General features: G+C 68.1%; 19 protein-coding genes and 1 tRNA gene. 5 read left to right on the top strand and 15 right to left on the bottom strand.

Translation table 11 applies throughout. From position 1 onward, the window contains the following. Positions 1 to 9 precede the first annotated feature (9 nt). The 9 genes from LK10_RS13395 to LK10_RS22860 form a co-directional block, all read right to left on the bottom strand. Positions 10 to 81, bottom strand: a tRNA-Gln gene (locus LK10_RS13395). Between the two features lie 120 nt (positions 82 to 201). Continuing rightward, positions 202 to 870: a DedA family protein gene (locus LK10_RS13390; RefSeq protein WP_052207327.1), complete on the bottom strand. Its 669-nt coding sequence runs from the start codon at positions 868 to 870 to the stop codon at positions 202 to 204. 52 nt (positions 871 to 922) lie between these two features. Further along, complete coding sequence (locus LK10_RS13385; RefSeq protein ID WP_043124495.1) at positions 923 to 1,204, bottom strand: hypothetical protein; 282 nt, start codon at positions 1,202 to 1,204, stop codon at positions 923 to 925. Positions 1,205 to 1,322: 118 nt separating this feature from the next. Continuing rightward, positions 1,323 to 3,242 carry an ABC-F family ATP-binding cassette domain-containing protein gene (locus LK10_RS13380; protein ID WP_043124492.1) on the bottom strand — a complete coding sequence of 640 codons (1,920 nt, stop codon included), beginning with the start codon at positions 3,240 to 3,242 and terminating at the stop codon, positions 1,323 to 1,325. Between the two features lie 61 nt (positions 3,243 to 3,303). Then, positions 3,304 to 4,263, bottom strand: coding sequence for a 4-(cytidine 5'-diphospho)-2-C-methyl-D-erythritol kinase (locus tag LK10_RS13375; RefSeq protein WP_043124489.1), 960 nt, complete (start codon positions 4,261 to 4,263; stop codon positions 3,304 to 3,306). Positions 4,264 to 4,272: 9 nt separating this feature from the next. Continuing rightward, positions 4,273 to 5,250, bottom strand: a complete 978-nt coding sequence (gene rsmA / locus LK10_RS13370) for a 16S rRNA (adenine(1518)-N(6)/adenine(1519)-N(6))-dimethyltransferase RsmA (RefSeq protein WP_081998528.1) — start codon at positions 5,248 to 5,250, stop codon at positions 4,273 to 4,275. An 86-nt stretch (positions 5,251 to 5,336) separates the two neighbouring features. Next, positions 5,337 to 6,500 carry a resuscitation-promoting factor gene (locus LK10_RS13365; protein WP_052207326.1) on the bottom strand — a complete coding sequence of 388 codons (1,164 nt, stop codon included), beginning with the start codon at positions 6,498 to 6,500 and terminating at the stop codon, positions 5,337 to 5,339. A 320-nt stretch (positions 6,501 to 6,820) separates the two neighbouring features. Beyond that, a complete protein-coding gene (locus LK10_RS13360) occupies positions 6,821 to 7,849 on the bottom strand; it encodes a TatD family hydrolase (RefSeq protein WP_231567762.1) in 1,029 nt (342 codons plus the stop codon). A gap of 44 nt (positions 7,850 to 7,893) precedes the next feature. Further along, positions 7,894 to 9,642, bottom strand: a complete 1,749-nt coding sequence (locus tag LK10_RS22860; protein ID WP_081998527.1) for an HNH endonuclease signature motif containing protein — start codon at positions 9,640 to 9,642, stop codon at positions 7,894 to 7,896. Positions 9,643 to 9,915: 273 nt separating this feature from the next. Here LK10_RS22860 and LK10_RS13350 point away from each other — a divergent pair, with 273 nt between their 5' ends. The 3 genes from LK10_RS13350 to LK10_RS13340 are packed head-to-tail and all read left to right on the top strand — an operon-like array spanning position 9,916 to position 14,747. After that, positions 9,916 to 10,950 (top strand): AAA family ATPase, encoded by a 1,035-nt coding sequence (locus LK10_RS13350; protein ID WP_052207325.1) that lies wholly within the window; start codon positions 9,916 to 9,918, stop codon positions 10,948 to 10,950. 6 nt (positions 10,951 to 10,956) lie between these two features. After that, the gene (locus tag LK10_RS13345) at positions 10,957 to 12,291 is read left to right on the top strand and encodes a DUF58 domain-containing protein (RefSeq protein WP_081998526.1); all 1,335 of its coding nucleotides are present in this window, start codon (positions 10,957 to 10,959) and stop codon (positions 12,289 to 12,291) included. Beyond that, on the top strand, positions 12,285 to 14,747 hold the full coding sequence (locus LK10_RS13340) for a transglutaminase TgpA family protein (RefSeq protein WP_052207323.1): 2,463 nt from the start codon (positions 12,285 to 12,287) through the stop codon (positions 14,745 to 14,747). Before LK10_RS13345 ends, LK10_RS13340 begins: the two co-directional genes overlap by 7 nt. 165 nt (positions 14,748 to 14,912) lie before the next feature. On the opposite strand, the gene LK10_RS13335 is transcribed toward LK10_RS13340, so the two are convergent. Next, entirely contained in the window at positions 14,913 to 16,424 is a 1,512-nt protein-coding gene (locus LK10_RS13335) for an NAD-dependent succinate-semialdehyde dehydrogenase (RefSeq protein ID WP_052207322.1), read from the bottom strand. Positions 16,425 to 16,683: 259 nt separating this feature from the next. Continuing rightward, on the bottom strand, positions 16,684 to 17,535 hold the full coding sequence (rsmI, locus tag LK10_RS13330; RefSeq protein WP_043124484.1) for a 16S rRNA (cytidine(1402)-2'-O)-methyltransferase: 852 nt from the start codon (positions 17,533 to 17,535) through the stop codon (positions 16,684 to 16,686). 32 nt (positions 17,536 to 17,567) lie between these two features. Between rsmI and LK10_RS13325 the strand changes: the two genes are divergently transcribed. After that, entirely contained in the window at positions 17,568 to 19,220 is a 1,653-nt protein-coding gene (locus LK10_RS13325) for a dolichyl-phosphate-mannose--protein mannosyltransferase (protein WP_052207321.1), read from the top strand. Positions 19,221 to 19,230: 10 nt separating this feature from the next. Further along, positions 19,231 to 21,135 carry an AMP-dependent synthetase/ligase gene (locus LK10_RS13320; RefSeq protein WP_231567761.1) on the top strand — a complete coding sequence of 635 codons (1,905 nt, stop codon included), beginning with the start codon at positions 19,231 to 19,233 and terminating at the stop codon, positions 21,133 to 21,135. A gap of 78 nt (positions 21,136 to 21,213) precedes the next feature. Here LK10_RS13320 and LK10_RS13315 read toward each other — a convergent pair whose 3' ends face one another. The 4 genes from LK10_RS13315 to LK10_RS13300 all read right to left on the bottom strand — a co-directional run bounded on the left by LK10_RS13315 (position 21,214) and on the right by LK10_RS13300 (position 25,576). After that, the gene (locus LK10_RS13315) at positions 21,214 to 22,425 is read right to left on the bottom strand and encodes a TIGR01906 family membrane protein (protein WP_043124480.1); all 1,212 of its coding nucleotides are present in this window, start codon (positions 22,423 to 22,425) and stop codon (positions 21,214 to 21,216) included. Positions 22,426 to 22,575: 150 nt separating this feature from the next. After that, entirely contained in the window at positions 22,576 to 23,790 is a 1,215-nt protein-coding gene (locus tag LK10_RS13310; RefSeq protein ID WP_043124479.1) for a L,D-transpeptidase, read from the bottom strand. A 14-nt stretch (positions 23,791 to 23,804) separates the two neighbouring features. Beyond that, the gene (ahcY, locus tag LK10_RS13305) at positions 23,805 to 25,307 is read right to left on the bottom strand and encodes an adenosylhomocysteinase (protein WP_043124476.1); all 1,503 of its coding nucleotides are present in this window, start codon (positions 25,305 to 25,307) and stop codon (positions 23,805 to 23,807) included. A gap of 77 nt (positions 25,308 to 25,384) precedes the next feature. Then, positions 25,385 to 25,576: a Trm112 family protein gene (locus LK10_RS13300; RefSeq protein ID WP_043124473.1), complete on the bottom strand. Its 192-nt coding sequence runs from the start codon at positions 25,574 to 25,576 to the stop codon at positions 25,385 to 25,387. Positions 25,577 to 25,658 lie beyond the last annotated feature (82 nt).

Genomic DNA, 25,658 nt, shown 5'->3' with positions numbered 1-25,658 from the left:
CCTTTCGCGTTCCGCCCCTAGGATTCGAACCTAGACTGCACGGCTCCAAAGGCCGGCGTGCTGCCATTACACCAGGGCGGAGGGCGCCGTGGCCGCTCCGGGGAATCCCAGCCGCAGCACTCGGCACAGTCGTCCATTCTGCCACGTCCCGAGACCAGTTCGGGCGAAGGGCAGCCGACGAAGGCCGGCCGCCAGGGCGTGCTACCCCTCGCCCTCGGGCCCAGCTTCAGCTTCGGCGTTTCCGCCACGATAGTTTCGCTCGTTGCGCCGTTCGGCGCGGCTCTTGCGCACGCGCCACACGACGAAGGCGACAACCCCTATGGCGAGCACGACGGCGGCGATGTCGCGTCCCGCAGCCTTCGCCACGACGTCGTACGAGGCCCCTGCGACGTAGCCCAGGAGCGTGAAGCCGACCCCCCATGCGAGGCCCCCGAGCGCGTTGAACGCGAGGAACCGCGGGTAGCGCATCTTCGAGGCTCCTGCGAGGGCCGGCATCATGGCGCGGAAGAAGGCCACGAATCGCCCCAGGAACACGGCCCAGCCGCCTCGCCTCCGCAGGAACGCTTGGGCATCCTCGAGCTTTCTCCGGTGCTTGTCGAACACTCGGAAGCCGAGCAGGCGGGGACCGAGGTGCTTCCCGATCTCGTACCCGACGGTGTCCCCCACGATCGCGGCGACCACAACGAACGGGGCCATAAGCCAGATATCGGCGTGCCCCTGATTCGCGAGGACACCGCCGAGGACGGCCGCCGTCTCGCCCGGCACCACGAAGCCGACGAAAATCGCGTCCTCCGCGAAGACCAGGGCGAACACAAGGAGGTAGGCCAGCTGCGGAGGCATGCCAAGGATCGCGCTCACGAAGGAACCCATTGGGGTGATCCTACTGACCGGCACTGGACGCTTCCAGAGCGGCTGGTGACTCCTAGAGCTCGGCCTCGGCGCCCGCCGCGGGGGTCCAGCCCGCTTCCACCCGTGTGACCACCACGGTGTCGGTTCGGTGGACCATGTACCGGCTGTGGCCTCCGTGCTCCAGCACCCAGAGAACTGAGCGGTCAGGGGCGACCTCTTCGACCGTGCCCTGCATGGACACGCTGCTTCCCTCGACCGTCACAGCGTCTCCGCGGACGAGCCGCGTGAAATCGTCGGTGCGTTTCCCGATGCCCCAGTCACCCATGCCCCAGTCACCCATGCCCCAGTCACCCATGCCCGTTCTCGCGTACGAGATCACGCTATCGGCGGAGTAGGACCCGGAGATGACGTGAGGATGAACAGCCGGGACCGCCGGGCTTCCCAAAGCCCAGCCTGCCCGAAGTCCAGCCTGCCTACTCGAGCACCTCCGAGGCCTCGAGCCACGCGAGCTCGAGTTCCTCCTTCTCAGCGAGCAGGGCCTGAAGCTGGGCGTTGAGCTCGGCGAGACGACCGTAGTCGTCGGCCACGTCGGCCATCTGGGCGTGCAGCTTCGTCTCCTGCTCGGCATTCTTCCCGAGCTGCCGTTCCACGCGGCTGAGCTCCTTGCGGGCCTGGCGCTTCTCCGTCTCGCTCGCACCCGCCGCTGCGGCCGAGCCCTTTCCTGAACCCGCGGCTGTCGCGCCGCCTGTGGCCCCGCCTGCCGCGCCGCCTGAGACCGAGCCTGAGCCTAAGCCGGCGCCTACGCCGCCCTCCGTCTGCGAAGCCCGGGCCCCGGCGTCCTCCGTCCCGGGTGCACCGGCACCGGAAAGACTCGCCTCGCGCAATTCGAGGTACTGCTCGACTCCACCGGGCAGCGCCCGGACCTTCCCATCGCCCAGCAAAGCGAGCTGATGGTCTGTGACGCGTTCGAGGAGGTAGCGGTCGTGGCTCACGACGACGAGCGTCCCCGGCCAGCCGTCCAGGACGTCTTCGACTGCGGCGAGGGTGTCCGTGTCGAGGTCGTTTGTGGGCTCGTCGAGCATGAGGACGTTGGGCTCGCCGACGAGCAGGCGCAGGAGCTGGAGCCTTCGGCGCTCGCCGCCGGAGAGCTCGGAGACACGCGTCCACTGCTTCTGGTTCGTGAATCCGAGCTGCTCGACGAGCTGGCCCGCCGTGAGCTCCTTTGACCCAACCGTGAAGGTCTGCTTCTCCCGCTGGATCACCTCGATTACCCGGAGGTCGGCAACGTCGTCGAGCTCTCGGACGTCTTGGCTCAGCACCGCGGGCACGACCGTCTTGCCGCGCTTGACGCGCCCCGCCGTCGGCGCGATCTCCCCCGCGATGAGCCGGAGAAGGGTCGATTTCCCGGCGCCGTTGACTCCGACGACACCGACGCGCTCGCCAGGCGCGAGGCGCACCGTGACATTGTCGAAGAGGGGCGCCGCAGCGGGCGGGCCCGGATCCCCGTACGCGAGCGTCACCCCTTCGAGGTCGACCACGTCCTTGCCGAGCCGAGCTGTCGCCATCTTCGACAGCGCGACGGCGTCCCGGGGCTCGGGGACGTCTGCGATGAGGGCGTTCGCGGCGTCGATCCGGAACTTGGGCTTCGAGGTTCGGGCGGGGGCGCCTCGGCGGAGCCATGCGAGCTCCTTCTTCACGAGGTTCTGCCGCTTGCCCTCGACGACGGCGGCCATCCGGTCGCGCTCGGCGCGCGCCAGGACATAGGCCGCGTAGCCGCCTTCGAAAGGCTCGACGATGCCGTCGTGGACTTCCCACGTGCTCGTGCAGACCTCGTCGAGGAACCAGCGGTCGTGGGTCACGACGACGAACGCCCCTTCATTGGCGCGCCATCGCGTCTTGAGGTGACGCGCGAGCCACGCGACGCCTTCGACGTCGAGATGGTTCGTGGGCTCGTCGAGCATGATCACGTCGTGTGGTTCGATGAGGAGCTTGGCGAGCGCGACGCGGCGCTTCTGTCCGCCCGAAAGGGAACGCACTTCGGCGCGCCAGTCCACGTCGCCCACCAGTCCGGCCATGATCTCGCGGATGCGGGGATCGGCCGCCCATTCGTGGGCGGAGCGGTCGCCCACGATCGCGCGGCCCACATCAAGGTCGCCGTCGAGCACGTCCCCCTGGTCGAGGTAGCCCACGTCGACGCCGCGCCGCTTGGTTACGCGGCCTCCATCGGGCTCGGCTCGTTGCGAGAGAAGCCGCATGAGGGTCGACTTCCCGTCGCCATTGCGGCCCACGATGCCGACGCGGTCGCCCTCGTTGAGACCCACCGTCACGCCGTCGAGGACGGTGCGGGTTCCGAAGGAAATACTGAGGTTCTCGCCGCCGAGCAGGTGTGCCACGAATCGCTTTCTGGAGATGAATGGGGCTGGGCGGGATTGGCCAGCCCGGCCAGCAATGAGCCTACAGCAGGGTATCGCTCACGATCCGGGCGCCAGGGACAGGCCCGTGGACTGCTACGGCCTCGGCCCCCCGGTGAGTGAGCGCTTCGGCCAGCTCAGAGGCTGCCACCGCATCCTCCGCGAGGAGTGCAACGGTGGGCCCCGAACCGGACACGATCGACGCGAGAGCACCGTGCGAGTCTCCCCAGCCGAGGGTGTCGCGGAGCCCAGGGGCGAGCGAGACCGCGGCGCGCTGGAGGTCGTTCACGAGGAGGTGGCTCAGGGCTGGCGCGTCACCCGCGCGGAGGGCCGCGAGAATGCCGGGCTCGACGTCGACCGGTTCCTCCGCTTCGATGCCTTCCTCGGCTCGGAGCCGGTCCAGTTCGCGGAAGACCGCGGGGGTGCTGAGTCCGAATTCGGCGGGCGCGAGCACCCAGTCGAGGCGCGCGGTTGCGAGCGCTGGAGAGAGTCGGTCTCCGACGCCGAGGCCGACGGCGGCGCCTCCGAGGAGCGCGAACGGCACGTCGGCGCCGAGTTCGGCCGCGAGGTGGGCGAGTTCTTCCCTTGAGAGCCCGCTCCCCCAGAGGGCGTCGCACGCTACGAGCGCCGCGGCGGCGTCAGCAGAACCGCCGCCCATGCCTCCGGCGACCGGAACCCGCTTCGTGATTTCAAGATGGACCCCGGTTGCGTGCTCCGAGACTTCGGCCATGAGCGCCGCGGCCCGTACTGCGAGGTTGCTTTCGTCGAGGGGGATCGCGAGCTCGTCGATGTCGAGCGTGCTCTCAGGGCTCAGGCTCACCGTGATGCCGGGTTCTTCCGAAGCCGTAGCCCGCACCTCTTCGAACAGCGAGACGGCGAGGTAGACGCTTGCCACGCTGTGGTAGCCATCAGCCCGAAGCGGCCCTACGCAGAGCGAGACGTTGATCTTGCCGGGGGCCTTGGCCCGCACTGATCTGCGGCCGCCACCGCTCCCTGAACGCATGACCCCACGCTAGCGCAGTGTCTCTCCCCCGGCTGCAGCGTCTCCCCCGGCTGCAGCCTCTCCCCCTGGCGCAGCGTCTCCCCCGGCCACAGCCTCTCCCCCGGAGGCAGCCTCTCCCCCAGAACGAGCCGGGCGTTGCTCCGCGATGCGCGCGAACTCCGTGACGCCCAGGGTTTCGCCGCGGGCGCTCGGGTCCACGCCAGCAGCGATCAGCGCCCGTTCAGCGGCGGGGCCGCCACCAGCCCATCCGGACAGGGCTGCACGAAGCGTCTTGCGCCTTTGGGCGAACGCGGCGTCGACGACGGCGAAGACTTCGGTGCGTGTCGCCGTCGTCCGCGGGGGCTCTTGCCGCTCGAAGGCGACGAGCCCCGAATGGATGCGGGGCGCGGGCCAGAAGACATTGGTGCCGATGACGCCGGCCTTGCGCATGGTGCCGTACCACGCAGCCTTGACGCTCGGAACACCGTAGATGCGGGACCCGGGGCCGGCAGCAAGCCTGTCCGCGACCTCGTCCTGAACCATGACCAGCCCGTGACGAAGGCTCGGGAAATGCTCGAGCAGGTGGAGGACCACCGGAACAGCCACGTTGTACGGAAGGTTCGCAACAACGGCGCTGGGATGGGAAGAGGGCCCCGGGGGCAGTTCCTTGACCTTGAGCGCGTCGGCCAGCACCAGGTCGAAGCGGCCGACGGCGTCCGGGCGCCACCGCGCGACCGTTTCGGGAAGCCTGCGCGCGAGGACGGGATCGATCTCGATCGCGACGACGTGGGCCGCAGCATCGAGAAGCCCTAGGGTGAGCGACCCGAGCCCCGGGCCTACCTCGAGGACCGTCTCGGTCGGATCGACCTTTGCTGAAGCGACGATCCTGCGGATCGTATTGCCGTCGATCACGAAGTTCTGGCCGAGAGTCTTGGTCGGGCGGATGCCGAGTTCCTCGGCGAGCGCCCGGATGTCGGCCGCCCCCAGCAGGTGCGCGGGTTCAGTCACCCGAGAATCCTATCGGGCAGCATCCGTGTCACTGCCGGCCTGTCGCTGATGGACTTCACTGCCAGGCTGTCACCCCGGGGCTAACCTCAGCTGTTTGCCGCCCACGCGCAGCCCCACGGAGACAGGCCCGACTTGGCGTAATAGGTGTTGGCCACCGCGATCTGCTGCGCCTTGCTCGCGAGGGCGGCGTTCGGCGCGTACTGGCCGCCGCCGTTCGCCATCCAGGACGAGACATCGAACTGGAGGCCGCCGTAGTAGCCGTTGCCCGTGTTGGCCGCCCAGTTGCCGCCCGACTCGCACTGCGCGATCTTGTCCCACATCGCCTCGTTCGCCACCGGAGGAGCCGCTGTGGAAGCGGCCGACGACGACGAAGACGGCGAGGGCTGGGGGTCGGGCTTCTTCGTCCCGACAAGGATCTTCTGGGAGACCGGCTGGACCGTGACGTTCTGCGAGAGGAGGGTGCGGCTGGCCTCGTGGCCGTCTACCGCGAGCACTTGGTAGTTCTTAACCAGCGTCCCGGGGACGCCCTGCTGTACGACCTTCGTCTGGCCCAGGGGGAGGTCGGGGCTGTCAGTTCTCTCGGTGCTGAACGGGATCGATTCGGTGACGGTGTCCGCCTTGCCAGCATCGACGCGAGTCACCTTGAGCACGAGGCCAGTGACGACCGGGGTATTGCTGGGCAGGGAGACGGTGTCGTTCGGGGCAATCGTGAGTCCGAGCTCTGTGAGGAGGGCTCCGACTGTCGCTGCGGCGGTCGTCCGGGTCACTGCCTGCCCGTCGACGAGGACAGTGACGTCCTTCGGGGTCGAGATGGCCACGACACTCCCCTGAGGTGCTAGCTCGGTGGAGCCCGCCAAAGAGACGACGCTGTTCGAAGCGACGCCGAGCTGGCGGACGAGCGCCTCGACGGTGGGAACCGTCGTCTCGACCGTGCGCTGCGCGCCGTCGAGCCGAACGGTGACCTCCTTGGAGCGATTGATGGTGATCACCGCGCCGCTGCGCACTGAATCGGAGAGGGCCGGCTGCACGACATCAGCCGAGTTGACCTCCACGTCGGCGCCTCGGACCACTTGATCCACTGTCCCGGCGAACGTCTGGATGGTGCTGGCCTTGCCGTCCACGCTGAGCGTGACGGTCTTCGCATTTGCGACGAACGCGGTCGTGCCCAGCACGAGCGCACCGACGACTGCGACCTGGCCTGCGATCCGAAACGGTTTCGCCGTGGCGCTCTCGGCGGAGTATCTACTCACGTGGGCCCTAACCTCACAGGGTCCGGGCACGGGTGCAGCGGACGCGGGCACAGGAGTGACCGGGCCCCGCGACCGCAGCTGCTCGCACAACTGCACGGGGCTCTACTCGTCCGCGGGCCTTCCCCGACCCCGGCTACTGAGAACCGAGCGTAACCGAAGCGTTACCAAGGGGCAAGAAAAGATTACGGTTCGGCCACAGCAGGTGAGATTCGAGTCCCAGCAATGTTGGGGAGCAAAGGTTGAGAGCAAAGGTTCGGAGCAAGGTTCGGAGCAAAGGTTCGGAGCAAAGTTCGGAGCAAAGGCGGATGCCGGGCCCGACTTTAGTCCCAGCTGCCGTACGCCTCGACGGTGTTCTCGCCGAGCCTGGTGCACAGCTCCGCGAGGTCGAGGCTAAGCACCTCGGCCATCCCCCGCACCGTGTACGGGACCATGTAGCTCGCGTTGGGGCGCCCCCTGAAGGGATGCGGTGTGAGGAACGGCGAGTCGGTCTCGACGAGGATGCGCGAGGGCTCTGCGATAGCGATGGCCCGACGCAGATTGTCTGCGTTCTTGAACGTGAGCGTCCCTGCGAAAGAGAGGAACCAGCCCTGCTCGTTGCACTTACGTGCCAGGTCCTCGTCTCCGGAGAAGCAGTGGAAGACGACCCTGTCCGGCGCCCCTTCCTCACGGAGGATGCGGACGACGTCGTCGTGTGCGTCCCGGTCATGGATCTGGAGGGTGAGGCCGAGCCGCTTCGCAATGTCGATGTGCCGCCGGAACGACTCCTGTTGGACCTTGAGGGCATCCCCGTGAGAGCGGAAGTAATCGAGGCCCGTTTCCCCAATGGCACGCACCCGGGGATGTGCTGCGAGTTCCTCGATTTCTGCGAGTGCTGTCTCGAACTCCCCGCGCTCCGCGTAACGCGGTGCATCATTCGGGTGGAGCGCGACGGCGCCGAGGAGGCGAGAGTCGGCGTCGAGCGCCTCGACAGTGAATCGTGACGACGGAAGGTCACACCCCACTTGGACAGCACGATGCACGCCTACCGCCTCCGCGGCGTCGAGCGCCTCCCGCACTCCAACCTCAACCAGTCCGTCCCGGAAGTTCAGATGAGTGTGGTTGTCGATCACCGGGACCGGAAGCGGCTCGGGCGCAGGCGGGTACTCCAGCCGGCGCTTCCGACCCGTCTCGTCACGCGACGAGCGCACCTCGTTGCCAACGCCGGGCCGGCTGTTGCCAGGCACATCGTTGCCGGGCTGGCTGTTGCCCGGCTGGCTGTTGCCAAGCACATCGTTGCCCGACCGATCGCCTTCTCGCGCTTCTTCAGACTCGATCAAGCGGTAAGGAGCAGGCGGTAGGGATGCACACATGGATTCAACTCTAGGCGTGGATTGGCCACGAGGAGGATTGGCAACTAGAAGGGCGGCGGAAGGTCACGCTCAGGGTGCGTGACGTAGCGACGCCCCGTCGGCGAAGTCCACTCGAGGACTCCGCCCGGCGGCCCCTCAGTGAGGGTGGGCAACTCCGTGGGCGTGGGCAACTCCCCGGGCGTCGGTGATTGGGATGAGCCGCCGGGGGGCGCGGAAGCCGAATCGACCTGCTTCAGTCCGGGAACCTGTCGCAGCTTCCAGAAGCCCGAACTCTTGAGCCAGTGGTGCTCGCGACACAGGAGTGCGAGGTTTGCCACATCTGTTTCGCCCCCGTTGTGCCATTCCTCGGTGTGGTCCGCCTCGGTAGCAGGGGCTGGCTTGTCGCACCCCGGAAACCGGCACGTCCTGTCCCGGGCTCCCAGGAATCGTCGTATCGCCAGCGACGGCGTGTACCTCTTCCTGCCTAGCGCCAAAGGAGCCCCTGACTCCGGATCGACGTACATGGTCATCCAGGTCGCGGCCTCAGCCGCAAGCAGCCGTGCTGCGGGTGCGTCGATGGGCCCGTAACCGAGGATCTCGCCTGGCGTTTCCGACTCTCCAGAAAGGCTCCGCGCTGGCACAGTCACGATCACCTCGGTCCTCACTCCGCCTTTCAGTCCACCCTTCGCGCCGCCTATCACTCCGCCTCGCGCGCCGCCTATCGCTCGGCCTTCCACTCCGCCTCGCGCGCCGCCTATCGCTCGGCCTTCCACTCCGCCTCGCGCTTCGCCTTTCGCGCCGCTTCCTACTCCGCCCGCATCTCTCAGACGCCCGTCCGCTGAACAGGCGACGTCGGCGAGGAACTGGCCCGGGTCGATAAGCAGGTCCCGAAAGACGTCCGCGCGAAGCTGGCTGATCCCGCGCGACTCTCCCGGCCCCTGCAAAGACCTCGCGAGGGCCTCGAGGTGTGTATCGATCGCTGCGCCAACCTCGACTGGGAGGTGCGCGGTGATCCAGCACATCCCATCCTTCGAGGGCTCGATCTCAACTTTTCGGAATGCTGTCGCCCTCTCCTTGCGTGCCGCCAACGGCTCGTCATGGTAGTCCTCGGCGAGCCGCCGCAGACGGCGCGAGAGGGCAGCTGGACTGGGAGCACGATCCGCGTCCTCAGGGCACGCAATGTCGACCGCGGCCGAGCAGAACTCGGCGTCTTTGCCGGGCGGGAGCACGCAGGCGTACTCCATCACTGAGCGCGCCCGACGACGGTCGATTCTTCCCTCCTCCATCGCGTCGAGGACGGGGGTGAGCCCCGGATTCGTCAGCACCAACGCCTCCTCAACCAGGACCCGCCCTGCGCGCTGCGAGACATTCAGGGCGGCAGCGATCTCGGCAGCGGTGATGGACGCTGCTTCGCCTGCTTCGAGCGCACCGGCGGCCACGCGGCGCATCTCGGCATGAAGCGCGGCGACCGCCTTCAAGCGCAGCGCATGCATCTGCGCCTCCACGAACTCCAAGCCTCGAACGGTCGTGATCAAGGAGCCCACGAAGAGTTCACGTGCCTCGTGCTCGAGACCGGCCGGAGTCGTGACTAGCCCTCCGTCGGACGCGCCAGGATTCTCAGGCAAGCCAACGCCGTCGGACGCGCCAGGACTCTCAGGCAACTCAGCACCGTCGGCGGGCACGGGCAGGCGATTCTGCCCGCCGCCGTCGGCTGCCTTCTCTCCTCCGTTCGCCTCAGAGGCCTCGCTAGGTGGGGCCTTTCCCCCATCGCCCATAGCGTCTTCCCCCATGCTGTCACCCGCGCCTTCAGCCATGAATGAACCCTCTCACCCACCTCCGACAAAATAAGCGGGCTGTCCGTAAGCCCTTCGCACCGCTTGGGCAAAAGGCGGAGCCCCCAACCCCCGAGATCCCGCCCCTGCTTCACGCGCAAGACGACCGGCCGCGGCTCGGGACCCGCATTAGGTCACAGCGGGGTCACAGAATAGGGCAGTCCAGAAGGGTCAGGTTGCGGGTAACGTGGACAGGACACAGGTGTGACAGACGTCTCGTCAGTGGTCACACTCCCACCGGCTCAGGGGGAATGCATGGACGTGCACCACGCGGCGGCAACGGCCCTTACGCCGCTGAGAGCGGCCCCTCCGGCACCCATGCCGCCCCTACGCTTCCGCGAACTCTGCGAGAACATCCTCACGGAAGTCGACAGGGTGATAGACGGGAAAGCAGAAGCCTCGCGGACCGCCCTCACGGTGCTGCTCGCCCAGGGCCATCTACTCGTCGAGGACGTCCCCGGCGTCGGCAAGACGATGCTCGCCAAGACGCTCGCGCGGACAATCGACTGTTCCGTGAGCCGCATCCAGTTCACGCCAGACCTCCTGCCGAGCGATGTGACAGGAGTGTCGATCTACAACCAGGCGACCCGCCAGTTCGAGTTCCGCCCGGGCGCGGTGTTCGCGAACATAGTGATCGGTGACGAGATCAACCGGGCATCTGCAAAGACCCAGTCCGCCCTCCTCGAATGCATGGAGGAGCATCAGGTCACGGTCGATGGCACGTCATACGGGCTGAGCGGGCCGTTCATGGTCATCGCGACCCAGAACCCCATCGAGATGGAAGGGACGTACCCCCTTCCCGAGGCCCAGCGCGACCGGTTCATGGCACGGATCTCCATGGGCTACCCCGACGAGGCCGCCGAGATCGAGATGCTCGAGAGCCACCAATCCAACTCCCCGCTGTTCTCAATCGAACCCGTGGCCGAGGCCTCCGACGTCGCGTCCATGATCGAGGCAGTCAAGGCCGTCTACGTCTCCGACCCCGTCAAGCAGTTCACAGTAGCGCTCGGCCGTGCCACACGGACGAGCGAAAGGGTGCGTCTCGGCGCGAGCCCCCGGGCCGTCCTTCAGCTTCTGCGTGCTGCCAAGGCACGCGCCGCGCTTGACGGCCGTGACTTCGTCCTCCCCGACGACGTCGCGGCCATGGCTCCGGCCGTGCTCGTCCACCGCCTCATCCTGGACCGTCGGGCTGCGGCCGCGGGCCACACCGTGGCGGGGGTTCTGGATGCCCTCATTGCGACGGTGCCGCTCCCATCGGACGGTTCCGCTCGCCTTCGCCGGCAGGCCTGACTCGCCATGGCCGCCCCGCGAGTACCGTGGCAGGGCCGCCTCACAAGTGTGGGCTGGGGGTTCGTCGTTGCCGGAGCGGTCGTGCTCGTCGCCGCTCAAGCCATGGGACGGCGCGATCTCCTCCACCTCTCGGCATTCCTGCTGCTCATCCCCGCGACCGCGTGGATCTCAACTCGGCTGTTCCGGCCCGGCCTGACGATCGAGCGCTCCACCGAGCCGCCCGTCGTCGAATCGGGGCAGCGGGCAGAGGTGCATCTTGCCATCCGTCACGCCGGCGTCCTAGTGGGCCGCATGTCGATGGCGGAACAGCTCCCCTCTGCCCTCGGCACCGGCCCGGACTTCGCCTACCCGGGCCACACGGTCGGTTCCGACGGCGTGAGCCGCTACCGGTACCAGCTCTCGTGCCCGCACCGAGGCCTCTACCTTCTTGGCCCCGTCGAGGCCCACTCGACCGACGTCTTCGGCGTGACTGAGCAGCGCACGCGGATCGACGGCGGGACCATCCTCACGGTCACGCCCGCGCCCGTCCCGCTCGCAGCCTCCGTGCTTTCGGGGCTCCGAGGAATCGAGGGAGTCATTGCCACCCGCATGCAGGCGAACCCCTCGGAGGACGACGTCATGACCCGCGAGTATCGCCACGGCGACCCCATGCGCCGCGTCCACTGGGCGGCCACTGCGCGGCACGGCGAACTCATGGTCCGCCAGGAGGAGTCAGCCACCTCTCCTGAGGCGACACTCATCCTCGACCTTCGGCGCGACGCGTTCCCAGTCGCCTCGGGACGAGCCGTTCCTCCGGGCGAGTGGGCACCGGGGCCACCAGAATTCGAGTGGGCCGTTACAGCGGCCTTGTCCATAGCCGCTCATCTCGCCGACCTCGACTACTCGCTGCGCCTCCTCGACACGGACGGAAGCCTCGCGCTCTCGCACTCGCCGTCGTCGTCCGAACCTGACGCGCCCGACTATTCGGGCCGAACTGGCCTCGCTTCCGTTGCCGAGGGCCTCGCGGCGATCCTTCCCCGAGGCCGCGAGAACGGCACCGCGGCCCCGCGCACGGGGGAAGGCTTCGGCGATCTGCTCCTCGACCGCCTCGAAGCGCACGGGCAGCGTGGGCCCATAGTCGCCGTCCTTGGGCGAACGACGGCCGACGACGCGCGCGTCCTCGCGCCCGCCGGCTCCGCATCCGAGCGGGCCCTCGCGCTCGTCGTCGCCGACCGCCCCGGCGCTTGCCGGGGTGCGGTCGAGGCCCTCCGCGCAGCGGGCTGGTTCGCTGTCGAGGCCACCCCATCAACGCGAATCGACGCCGCGTGGCTCGCCCTCACAGCGGAGGTCCTTCCATGGTGACGAGTGCCCCAACTCGGCCCGCCCCCGGCCTCCCGGAAGGCCCTCCCCGGCAACGTCGCCCCCGGGGGCCCCTCCCCGACTGGCGCTTCCTCGCGTGGCGACCTGCCGCCGTCGGCCTTCTGCTTGCCGCTTCCGTGGCGGGTGCCGCCATTTCGTACGACGGCGTACTCCGCGGTTGGGCTTGGCTCTACCCGATCGTCGTGGTCGTCTTCGCGACAGGAGTCGCAGTCGCGGCCGCACGGCTCCTGCGCGCCCCGCACATCGTGCCCTCGCTTGTGGGCCTGGCCGTGTGGGCGTTCGCGATGTGCTTCATGTTCCTGCGCGACACGACCTTGCTCGGGTTCATCCCGACAGCGCAGACCCTTGAGGGCGCCCGCGAGGCCCTCGACGAGGCGTGGAACACCATTTCATTCGAAGCGGTGCCGGCGTCACCCAATGTAGGCATCGTCGCCCTCCTCGCAGGAGCCCTCGGCCTCACCGCCCTCATCGGCGAGGCGATCGGAGTCTCGTGCCGTATGCCGGCCGTCGCCGGGGTCGCGCCGCTCTCAGTGCTCACCGTGCCGGCGCTCCTCAAGACGGACGGGCCGGGAGGCTGGGGCTTCGCGGTCGGAGGCGCCGCCTACCTCGCAGCGCTCGCACTCGCGCGAGCGGAGGTGGTTTCGACCGACGCAGGCTCGGGGCGCGCTGGGCGCGCGGGGCCCACGGGTGCCGCGGTCTCGCCGTCGCGCGTCATCACCCTCGTCGCCGCCGTCGTCGTCGGAGCCCTCGTCCTGCCTGCCCTCATCCCCGGCTTCGACAGCGGCTCATTCCCCGAGGGCTCGAGGCTCAAGTACTTCGGGCAGAACGTCGGACTCAACCCGTTCATCAGCCTTGGAAACGACCTCCGAAGCGCCCAGGGCGTCGGGATCATCCGCTACGCGACCGACTCGACTCAGCCCGTCTACCTCCAGACCACGACAGTCGACTCGTTCGAGGGCAGCACGTGGGGGCCCGACAACCGCGACGACGAACGGCAGTACGACCTGAGCGTCATCAGCCCCGAGACGGCCCAGACGGCGCAGCTCAACACGACGACCACCGTGATCTCGACCGGGAATTTCACGAGTCCCTATCTCCCCGTGCCCTACGCGCCAGTCTCGGTCTCCGGGGTGCAGGGGCGTATGGGCTGGGACCCGCTCAACCTCAGCATCAAAGGGGATCCGGGGGCAAGCCTCGGGCAGAACTACATCGTGCGCTCCGTGGCCCCCAACCTCACCCCCGCAGAGCTCGAGGCCGTCAGCACGGCGCCGCGCGGGATCGGGCTCGAGACGTCCGCGGTGCCCAGCAATGTCCCGGCCCTCGTCCGAACGACGGCGGCCACGATCACCAAGGGGGCAACGAGCCCGTACGCGAAGGCCCTCGCGATCCAGGCCTATCTGCGAACGTTCACCTATTCGGAGCAGGCGCCCGTGCAGCAGGGGTACGACGGCACGGGCATGGACGTCCTCGAGAAGTTCCTCGAGAAGAAGTCTGGCTACTGCATCCACTTCGCTGCGGCGATGGCGGTGATGGCGCGCCTCGTCGGAATTCCGAGCCGCATCGCCGTCGGCTTCGCGCCCGGGCACCCGACAGGGGCAACCGTGGCCGTGGCCGGCCTCGGGTCGTTGCCCGAGTACCAAGTGGACGCACGCGACGCGCACGCGTGGCCCCAGCTCTACTTCCAAGGCCTCGGCTGGGTGCCGTTCGAGCCCACGCCATCGCGCGGCTCTGTGCCCTCCTACGCGCAGACCGACACCCCCGCCGGCGCCAGCACGAACCTCGACAACCCCAACGACGCCCTCCGACCCGCGACCGCTCCCAAGGCAGCAACCCCAACGCCGACCGCCACCCCCTCCCACGCCGCAAGCCCGGCGCCTGCCGCGGCAACCGGAACCGAGATCACCGGCCTTGCGCTCGGGGCAGCGGTCCTCGCGGCGCTCATCATCCTCCCAGCGGCCGTCCGCGCTGGCCAGCGACGGCGCCGCCTCGCCCGCGGCATGGAGGGCGTTTGGGAAGAACTCGAGGCGCTCGGCCTGGATCACGGCCTCCCCGCCGATCCTGCGGACACACCGCGGACCTACGCACGGAGGCTTGAGCGATGGGAGGCCGACGACGGCGGCTCGCCCCAGAGCGGATCCCTCAGGGGCGAATCCCTCAGGGGCGCGCTCGCAACCCTCACCCAGGAGTACGAGCGCCACGAGTACGGCCGGCCAGGCTACAAGCCCGACGACGCCGCGGCACGCGAGGCGCTCGCGGAAGTCGCCCGGGCCGGGCGCGCGAGCCGCTCTCCGCTCGCGCGCGCCCGCATAGCCGCCCTCCCGCCGTCGGCCTTCGCCAGGACAAGCCACGGGAGGCGGCTGCTGCGCCGATCGGCCAAGAGCGCGATCCACGCCCTTCGGAGTGGGCTCGGCAAGCTGCTCAAACGTCGGTCGATGTGACGGTCTAGGTGAGGGCCGACATGCCGGTCGTCCCTAGGGACCGGTCGGCCCCAGGGACACCGACAGCCGCCGCTTAACGACACAACCGTCCCCCAAAGGCATAACCGGCGGTTGCGAACACCGATTATGCCTTTAGGGGACGGTTGCGTAGGCCGGAGACGTTTGCTAGCCCGCGTACGGGTCCGCGATGCCGATGTACTGCGTCGTCGTGTACTCCGCGATGCCCTCGGCGCCGCCCTCCCGGCCCAGGCCGGACTGCTTGACCCCGCCGAAAGGCGCAGCCGCGTTCGAGATGACGCCCGCGTTGAAGCCGACCATGCCGTACTCGATCTGCTCCGCCACTCGGAACATGCGTGCGTAGTCACGGGTGTAGAGGTACGAGGCCAGGCCGTATTCGGTCGCGTTCGCGAGGCGGATGGCGTCCTCCTCGGTCTTGAACGTCGTCACGGGCGCGACCGGGCCGAAGATCTCGTTCCTGAGGATCTCGGCGTTGTTCGGGACGTCCGCGAGTACGGTCGGCGCGTAGAAGTAGCCGTCGCCTTCGATCGGGGCGCCACCCGTCGCCACGCGGGCGCCAGACTGGACGGCCTCCGTGACGAGGGCGTGGACGTCCTTGCGGGCACCTCCGTCGATGAGCGGCCCGACCTTCGAGTCAGCCTCAGTGCCGCGGCCCGGCTTGAGCGCGGCCATCGCCTCCGAGAACTTGCGCGTGAACTCCTCCGCGACCGACTCCTGCACGAGGAAGCGGTTCGCCGCGGTGCACGCCTCGCCCATGTTGCGCATCTTCGCGGCCATTGCTCCCTCGACGGCCTTGTCCAGGTCGGCGTCCTCGAACACGATGAACGGGGCGTTCCCGCCGAGCTCCATCGACGTGCGCAGAACGTTCTGGGCGGCATCGGCAATCAGGCGCCGGCCAACCGGCGTCGAGCCAGTGAACGAGATCTTGCGCAGGCGGGAGTCCTTCAGGAGGGGGCCCGAGATGCCCGACGCGGACGACGACGAGACGACGTTGAGGACGCCGGCCGGCAGTCCCGCTTCCTGCATGACGGCGGCGAAGAGCTGGGTCGTGAGCGGCGTGAACTTCGCCGGCTTGACGACCATCGTGCAGCCGGCGGCGACGGCGGGAGCGATCTTGCGGGTCGCCATCGCGAGCGGGAAGTTCCACGGGGTGATCAGCAGGCACGGCCCGACGGGCTTGCGCTGGACCAGGATCTTGTTCTTGCCCTCGGGGGTCGTGACGTAGCGGCCATAGTCGCGCACGGCCTCCTCTGAGAACCAGCGCAGGAACTCGGCCCCGTAGGTGACCTCGCCGCGGGACTCGGCGAGCGGCTTGCCCATCTCGAGGGTCATGAGGAGGGCGAAGTCCTCGGCCCGTTCGGTCACGAGTTCGAACGCGCGGCGCAGGATCTCGGCACGCTCGCGGGGCGCCGTGCGGGCCCAGGAGGTCTGGACGGCGTCAGCGGCGTCGAGGGCCGCAACGGCGTCTTCGCTGGTCGCATCTGCGATTTCGAGAAGGGTCTTACCCGTCGCGGGATCCTCGACGGCGAAAGTCTTGCCGCCTGAGGCGTCGCGCCACTCGCCGTTGATGAGAATGCCGGTAGGAACTTTCGCAAGGAGCTCGGCCTCGCGCGCTGCATCGATCCTCTGGGGCGTGACGTTCTTGCTGGTGTCAGACATCTCGGCTCCTTTCGCCGTGCGGAACTCACCATCGGGTCCCTGGGTTCATCTCAAAGGTAGGCGTTCTGCACCGGGGGTGTCTACGCACGCGTGCACGAGAAGACCGAGGGCGCTCTGTACAAGTGCACAGTCAGCTTCCCCGGAATTCCGGGGAACCTCGGATCGAGAAGAGCACCGGATTCAGCGAGAAGCCAGCCGGGGCCCGGCCCCGGGAAGCCAGCGCTCACCGGGGAGCCAGCACTCACCGGGGAGCCTGCACTCACCGAGAGGCCAGCACCGCAGCGTAGAGTTCGCGCTTGCTCGCCCGGGCGTCGGCGGCGACAGCCGCCACCGCGTCCTTCAGACGGGCGCCTCCGGCAACAAGGAGGTTGACTGCTTCCACGAGTTCCTCGGGACTCGCGGGTTCCGTCTCCTCCGCACCTCCGACGACGACGGCGATCTCCCCCCGCACTTCCCCGGCCTCGGCCCAGGCCGCCAGCTCCCCCGACGATCCGCGCAGGACCTCCTCGTACGTCTTGGTGAGCTCCCGGCACACAGCGACAGGCCGCTCGCTCCCGAAGGCGTCAGCAACGGCTCGGAGCATGGCCGGGAGGCGGTGGGGAGCCTCGAAGAACACCATGGTCCGGCGCTCGGTCACGAGGTCGCCGAGGCGTGCAGCCCGCTCCCCCGCCTTCCGCGGCAGGAACCCCTCGAAGCAGAAGCGGTCAGTCGGAAGCCCCGAGAGCGCGAGCGCCGTGAGTACCGCCGAGGGCCCCGGCACTGCAGTCACGGTGAGTCCCTCCGCGACCGCCGCCTCGACCAGCCGATAACCGGGATCAGACACGCTCGGCATCCCAGCGTCGGTCACGAGCAGGACGGTCCGGCCGGCCCTCACTTCATCGAGGAGCTCAGGAGTCTTCGACGCCTCGTTGTGCTCGTGGTAGCTCAGCACCCGGCCCGCGGGCTGCACGCCGAGGCCTTGGACGAGGCGGTGAAGCCTGCGCGTGTCCTCGGCAGCGATGACGTCCGCTTCGCCGAGGAGTTCGACCAGCCGACGGCTCGCGTCACCGAGATTGCCGATCGGGGTCGCCGCGAGGACCACACGCCCGTGGTCCGGCTCTGATTCACGCACCCGCTCAGACTACGCCGGTAGCATGGGCCGGGATGAGCGCCGCCACCGACACCCGCGAGCCGCAGCTCGGCTGGAACACCCGCCGCCGGTGGGTCGCCCCAAGGCCCCCCGCTGCCCAGACCGCCGCCGAACTTCGCGAGCGTCTCCTTGGCCCCCTCGACCGCTGGCGCGAATGGCCGCGCCTCGAGCGAACCCTGTACTGGGCGATCCCGCTCGCGTGCGCTGTGGTGGCCGGCGTCCTCCGCTTCGTGAACCTGAGCGCACCGCACGCCCTCATGTTCGACGAAACGTACTACGTCAAGGACGCCTTCTCCTACCTCCACTTCGGCTACGAGAAGAACTGGAGCGACAACGCCAACCCCCTGTTCATCAAGGGGGACTTCAGCGGCATCCAGTCCTCGCCCGAATACGTTGTGCATCCGCCATTGGGCAAGTGGATGATCGCGCTCGGGATGTGGCTCTTCGGCCCGTCGAGCTCGTTCGGCTGGCGCTTCTCCTCGGCCCTGTTCGGAACGCTCTCGGTCGCACTTGTCGCCTGGGCCGCGTACAAGCTGTTCCGCTCAGCCGTCCTCGCCGGCACCGCGGGCCTCCTGCTCGCCGTCGACGGCCACCACATCACGATGTCACGCATCGGCATCCTGGACATCTTCCTTTCCTTCTGGCTGCTCGCCGCCTTCTGCGCCCTCCTCAAGGACCGTGAGGACGGACGACGGCGGCTGGCCACCAGGCTTGCGGCGTCGGCGCTGCCGAACGGGCGGATTCCCGCGACGGCCCTCGCGGCCGGGCCGTGGCTCGGGGTGCGCTGGTGGCGCATCGCGGCCGGTGTCTGCATCGGCTGCGCCGTCGGCGTGAAGTGGTCGGGGCTTGCATATGTCCTCGCGTTCGGCCTCCTCACCGTGCTGTGGGACGCAAGCGCGCGCCGCACGGCAGGAATCCGCGCGTGGCTCCCGGCCGCCGTCGTCCGTGACGCCCCGCTTGCGTTTGTGAGCATCGTGATCGTCGGCGGCGCCGTCTATCTCTCGACGTGGACCGGCTGGTTCCTCTCCTCGGATGCCTATTTCCGTCACTGGGCCGAGGCCAATCCCGACCCCACGTGGTCCTGGGTCCCTGCGTCGCTGCGCTCGCTCGCGCACTATCACCTCGAGGCCTACGCGTTCCATACGGGTCTCACCGAGAGCCATCCCTACGCGGCGAGCCCGTGGAGCTGGCTCGTCCAGGGGCGTCCGACGTCGTTCTACTACGTCGAGCCCAGTGGCTGTGGAGCGGATCGCTGCAGCTCGGCCATCCTCTCCGTCGGCAATCCCCTCATCTGGTGGGCTGGCACGATCGCACTCGCGATCGGCATCCTCCTGTGGGCCGGCCGCCGGGACTGGCGCGTGGGCGGAGCGCTGTGCGGCGTCGCAGCCGGTTACCTTCCGTGGTTCATGTACCCGGAACGCACAATGTTCACGTTCTACGCGGTCTCGTTCGAGCCGTTCTTCATCCTCGTCCTCGTGTACGTGCTCGGGCACATCCTCGGCAGGCCGACGGACCCCCCGTGGCGGCGACAGGCAGGCTTTCTGGGTCTCGGGGTGTACCTCGTCCTCGTCGTAGTCGTCTCGGCGTACTTCATGCCCATCTGGACCGCCGAGACCATCACCTACCTCGACTGGAGGATGCATATGTGGATGCCGAGCTGGGTGTAAGGCGGGCAGAATGGGCATGACCGAGGCGACCGGAAGGCAGGGCTCTGTGGACCATTCAACGAAGGATGCCGCAGGGCGCACCGAGTTCGCCACGGCGCTCCTCGCACCGGCCAGACCCGAGGGTGCCAACGTCACCGACCTCCTCCTCGAGCGCGCCGCTGCTTCCCCCGAGCGCCCCGTCTTCGCACTGCGCGACGGAACGTCGTGGCGCGACGTCACGGCATCCGGATTCCTCGAGGACGTCCGCTGGCTTACAAAAGGCCTCGTGGCGGGAGGGCTCGGCATCGGCGACCGGGTCGCGATCCTCGCCCCCAGCAGCTACGAGTGGACGCTCGCCGATTTCGCCGTCTGGTTCGCCGGCGGGGTGAGTGTGCCCGTCTACGAGACCGATTCCCCTGCCCAGATCGAATGGATCCTCCGTGACTCGGGCGCACGGCGGATCTTCGCCGACCCCGGCCTCGTGCCGATGGTTGCCGGGGTCATCGAGGGTTCGGCCGAGCTCGCCGAGCGCTTCATCCAGGTCACGTCCCTCGCAATGGACGGTGAGGGAGCGACGCTCAACAGTCTCGCGGGACCGGGGCAGGGCGTCAGCGATGCCGAACTCGAACGGCATCGCGCAGCCCCAGGGCTTCGAGACCCCGCAACCATCGTCTACACGTCGGGTACGACGGGGCGGCCAAAGGGCTGCGTTATCACCCATGCGAACTTCGTGGACCTCGCCGACAACCTCATCCCCCATCTGCCCGTCCCGCTCGGGTCCCCCGACCCGCGCATGGTCACGTTCCTGCCGCTTGCCCATGTCCTCGCGCACGCCGTCCAGGTTGTGTGTCTCGCGGCGGGCGTGACCGTCGCGTACAGCAGCCCCAACGACCTGCTCTCGACGCTGCGCAGCTTCCGGCCGACCTTCCTCCTCGGTGTGCCGCGAATCTTCGAGAAGGTCTATGCTGCCGCCCGCGAGCAGGCCATCCGTTCTGGCCGGGCGGGTGTCTTCGCGCGCGCCGCGGCCGTGGCGCGCGAATACTCTGCCGCACTCGACGACGCTGCTGCCGGCCGTGGCGAGGGCCCCGGCCGTAGCCTCCGGCTCAAGCACGCTGTGTTCGACCGCCTTGTCTATGCACGCCTGCGCTCCGTGTTCGGTGGCGCCCTCGAGACCACTGTGAGCGGCGGCGGCCCGCTGAGCCCGCAGCTCGCCCACTTCTTCCGGGGCGTCGGCGTGCCGGTGCTCGAAGGGTACGGTCTCACCGAGACGACTGGCCCCTGCACGGTCAACACCGCGGACGCGGTGCGGGTCGGAACGGTGGGCCGGCCGATTCCTGGTACATCCGTCAAGATTGCCGACGACGGCGAGATCCTCGTGCGCGGCATCGGCGTCTTCGCGGGTTACCACGGGTCATCTGACGAGATCGCCGAGCGCCACCCCGACGCGTCGGCTCAGGATGCGTACTTCCCCACGGGCGACCTCGGTCGTCTCGACGACGACGGGTTCCTCACCATCACGGGGCGCAAGAAGGACGTGCTTGTGACGGCGGGCGGCAAGAACGTGGCTCCCGAACCTCTCGAGGAGACCGTACGCGAGAGCCCCCTCGTCGAGCATGCGATCGTGATCGGCGAGGGCCGACCGTTCGTCGCTGCGCTCATCGTCCTCGACCGCGACGGGCTCGCCTCATGGTGCCGGGAGCGCGGCCGGACCCTCGAAGCTGAGACCGCCGCCAACGACCCGGCGGTGCTCGAGGAACTGCAGGCCGCGATCGACGCCGCCAACGCCCTCGTCTCGCGCGCCGAGAGCATCCGCAAGTTCGCCGTCGTCGGTATCGAGCCGAGCATCGAAGGCGGGAGCCTGACTCCCTCTCTCAAGCTCAAGCGGGACGCCATCCTCGTCGAGTGCCACGACGAGATCGAGGCGCTCTACTCGTAGGGGCGCTTCGAGGTAGAGCGCGCTTCGACTTAGAACCCGCTTCGACTCCGAGAACAAGCTGGGCCGAAGACCGCGCTCCTAGTCTGAGGTCGCCTCGTTGCGCGCTGCCTCTGGCCGCACGTCGGCGACCTTCCTCTTGATGGGCCACGCGAAGATGATGATGAGCGAGCTCACGAGGAGCGTGAGCACACCGATCACGATTGCGGCGTCCATCCAGAATTGCGCCGGGAAGAGCCTGATGAGGGTGTCGGAAAGCTGGAATGTCCAGTTGCCCTGCGAGAAGAAGATGCGGTGGAAGTCGGTGAAGAACTGCTCCCAGCCCATGAACGCAAGGACGGCGAGGCCCACCACGATCACAAACGTCACGATCGCGCCCGCGAACAGCCCGCGCGCGAACGCGCCCGGACGCTTCCTGAGGACGAGGAACGCGACGACGAAGAACGCAAGCAGCACGAGGCCCGCGGCATACGCGATGAAGATGACGGACTTCACGTCCGCCATGTGGCTGACCTCGGCATCGGTGAACAGGGGTGCCCCCGAGGACTGGACGAGGTCTCCGAGGTAGCGGCGTCCGGCGAAGTTGGAGAGGTAGTCCACGGCATATGAGCCGTACGTGAGGCGGTCGTCGACCGAGAATCCGTAACCGTCCCCGGGGAATCCTGGACGGAAGTACTCGAGCCATAGGAACGCAGGGGTGGCTATGACCCGCACGGCAGCTATGAGGAGGAGGAACGGCAGGAAGATCGCCATGAGCACCTGCAGCACGCGCGGAGCGACGGGCTTCGCTTGTGCAGCAGCCTCGCGTTGGGCGGTACGGCGGCGGACCTCGTCCTCCGGCGGCCGCATCTGCAGTGCGGAGGTCGGGGACGGCTCTCGGAGGTCAGTGGTCGGAACCTGGGTAGAGCCGGACGCTGCAAGGGCGCCCTCATCTGGAGCGGCCCCGGCTGCGATCGGCTCGCCAGTCGGAGAAGGCTCGCCAGTCGCGGAACCCTCGCCAGTCGCGGAAGGCTCGCCGGCGTCGGAGGCCTCCCCGCTCTCGCGCAGTTCGCGCCTCTGGCGCAGCCCGTTGCTCTCGGTGGCCTCTCTGCGCCGGTTCACGTCACCGCTGTTATGCGCCTGCTCCGGCTTGCCCGTGTGGTTGGAGGATTCATCTTGGGCGGCGGCATTCTGGGCCCCCCGGCTATGGTCCGGGGCCCGCATCCAGTCGAAGGCCGGCTCTTCGGTGTCCTGGGACTCGTCCAGGTTCACCTCCGGCTCCAGGTCATGCCTGTCTTCCGTCACATGCATCATCCGCTCGCAGCTTGGTGGGCCCGCGACGCGGGCGGACCCGAGGTATGGTCTGTCCTCCGTCCCACGGTAGCGGGTTACGACGGCCGCCGACCGGAAGTAGGCCGCCCTGTGGCCGAAGCGTTATCGGCTCGGAATCACACGGTTTCCGGTTCAGCCATTTGCGTACTGGGACCAGGGGATGTTCCAGTCCCCGAAGCCGTCGTTGAAGTTCGCGAAGTCGCCCTCGGTGTTGATGATCTGCACGACGTCGCCCGTCGTCATGTTGTTGAAGACCCATGAGGCGCCGTCGGGGCCGAGGCCGATGCAGCCATGGGAGACGTTGGCCACGCCAAGGTAAGGGATAGCCGTGTCTGTGGCTTGGTGGATGAACTCCCCGCTCGGGGTAAGGCGCGTAGCGTATTCGACGTCGAGCTCGCCGTAGTTGGCAGGGTCGCCGGGCTTGAGGCCGATCGACGCCGCCACGAAGTGCGCCTTGCGCTGCTTCTCCATGAGCACGAGGAAGCCCTTCGCGGACGGGAAACGCGTGTCGCCGAGTGTGGCTGGCCAAGTGTGGACCGGCTGATCGTTGATGTAGGCGGTGAAGGTATGGGCTTGAGCGTCAGCGACAGCGGTGCGCTTGTCGCCGATGTGCACCGTGTCCGTCTTCGAGAAGTTCCCGATCTGCCCGTTTCCGAGGTCCACTCCGAAGAGGTCCATCTTCACGCTGATGGTGCTATGGGCGGCCCAGTACTGCTCCGGGCGGTACCTGACCACGGTGTCGCTGAACCAGTGGAAAGCGCCCGTCTGGCCCGAGGTCGACGTGATCGTGATGGCCTTCTCGACGGCCTTCTTGTTCTTGACCGGTTCGCTGAAGGTGAGCTGGATAGGCTGCGCGACCCCGACGCTCATCCCGTCGAGGGGATACATCGCCGCATCGGCTTCATTTGACGTCGAGACGGTCTTGAAGGTCGAGGTCGACGGCGTTGTGCGGCCTGCAGCGTCGAGGGTCGTATAGCTGAGCGTGTACGTCTCATTGAACTTGAGCTGCCCGCTGGACGTCCAGACCGAGCGGCTGGAGTCGACCGTGCCCTCCACGTCATCGCCGGTGGAGGAGCGCAGGCTCACGTTGTCGAGGGTGCCGTCCTTGGCCGTGACCGTGACCGGCGCAGCGGGGTTCACCTCGGTTGCATCCGCCGCGGGGGCGGTCACAGCGGAGGCCGGCTGGACCACAGGGAACACGACGCCCGGCTGGCTCCTGACGGCCGAAGCGGCTTCGGATCCGACCGAGGGCTGCCGGAGTGCGCTGAACGCCGCAAACGCGCCGCCGCCGAGAACGAGCGCGAGGACGACGGCCAGAATGGCGATCGTCCTCCCGCTCAGCCGCATGCCCCCCATTTTAGTCAGTAGCGGTAATGATCAGACTTGTAGGGGCCGGCCACGTCTAGGCCGAGGTACCCCGCCTGGTCCTTCGTGAGCTCGGTGAGCTCCACCCCGAGGGCCGCGAGGTGCAGGCGTGCCACCTTCTCGTCGAGGATCTTCGGCAGAACGTAGACCTTCTTCTCGTATTCACGGGGGGCGTCCTGCCCAGCATCGGGCCGGACACGCTTGGTCCACAGCTCGATCTGCGCGATCGTCTGGTTCGCGAACGAGTTGCTCATGACGAACGAGGGGTGGCCGGTCGCGTTGCCGAGATTGAGGAGACGCCCCTCGGACAGGACGATGATCGAGTGCTCCCCGCGCCCGGTACCGCCCTCGTCAGCCGGGAAGACCCACTCATGGACCTGAGGCTTGATCTCGATCTTGCGCACACCGGGCAGCTTCGCGAGTCCGGCCATGTCGATCTCGTTGTCGAAGTGGCCCACGTTGCCCACGATCGCCTTGTCCCTCATCGCAGCCATGTGCTCGGCCATGATGATGTCCTTGCCGCCCGTCGTCGTGATGAAGATGTGCCCCTCGCTCAGGACGCTCTCGAGCCGGGCCACCTGATAGCCGTCCATTGCAGCCTGGAGCGCGCAGATCGGGTCGATCTCGGTCACGATGACCCGCGCTCCCTGGCCGCGGAGCGCTTCCGCAGCGCCCTTGCCGACGTCGCCGTAGCCACAGACGACGGCGACCTTGCCGCCGATGAGCACGTCGGTCGCCCGGTTGATGCCGTCCGGGAGCGAGTGGCGGATGCCGTACTTGTTGTCGAACTTGCTCTTCGTGACGGAGTCATTGACGTTGATCGCGGGGAACAGGAGCTTGCCCTGCTCGGCGAGCTGGTAGAGCCGGAGGACACCGGTCGTGGTCTCCTCCGTCACACCCTGGATGTTGCTTGCGATGCGGGTCCACTTCTTCGGGTCGCGCTCCTGAGCTGCCCGAAGCACGTCGAGGATGATCCCGTATTCCTCGGGGTCATCAGGGGTGGCCTGAGGCACGGCTCCTGCCGCCTCGAACTCGACACCCTTGTGGACGAGGAGCGTCGCGTCGCCTCCGTCGTCGAGGATCATGTTGGGCCCGAGCTCGGGGTTCTCCTCGGCGCCCGGCCACGTGAGGATCTGCTCGGCCGTCCACCAGTATTCTTCGAGCGACTCGCCCTTCCACGCGAAGACCGGGACACCACGAGGATCCTCGGGAGTGCCCGTGCCCACCACGATCGCGGCCGCTGCCTCGTCCTGGGTCGAGAAGATGTTGCAGGACGCCCAGCGAACCTCAGCGCCGAGTGCGACGAGCGTCTCGATGAGCACAGCAGTCTGCACCGTCATGTGCAGGGATCCGGCGATGCGAGCACCCTTGAGCGGCTGCGACTCCCCATACTCTTCCCGCAGGGCCATGAGCCCCGGCATCTCGTGCTCGGCCAGGCGAATCTGATGGCGGCCGGCCTCATGCAGAGAGATGTCGGCAACGCGGTAGTCGAAGGTCACGAATGCTCCTGACGGCGGGAGGGGTGGCGGGGTGAGGAGAGAAAGACTTGGGCTGCCGGCTCGGGCGGGCGCCGGAGTTAGGCGCCGGATTCGACCGAGGAGCCAGCTGGCGGGAGCAGCACCGGAATGCCGTCTTCGATCGGGTAGCGCGGAACAGCACCGTCGGGTCCGGCTGCGCTGGCCACAAGCTCGTCACCCTCCTGGACCAAGGCGCTGCCAGTCACAGGGCAGCGCAGCACAGCGAGGATCGAAGAGCTGATGTACGGCATGTGCCCAAGCCTACCGGCAGCCGCGGGTGCAGGGAGAGCGCTCCGTTCAGGCTCGGCTAGGTTCACTTAGAGCTAGGTTCAC

It is taken from the genome of Sinomonas humi, assembly GCF_000802235.1.
GTDB classification, from domain to species: Bacteria; Actinomycetota; Actinomycetes; order Actinomycetales; family Micrococcaceae; genus Sinomonas; species Sinomonas humi.
Note: the sequence above shows the minus strand (reverse complement) of the source record. Positions and strands in the feature narration are given on the sequence as shown.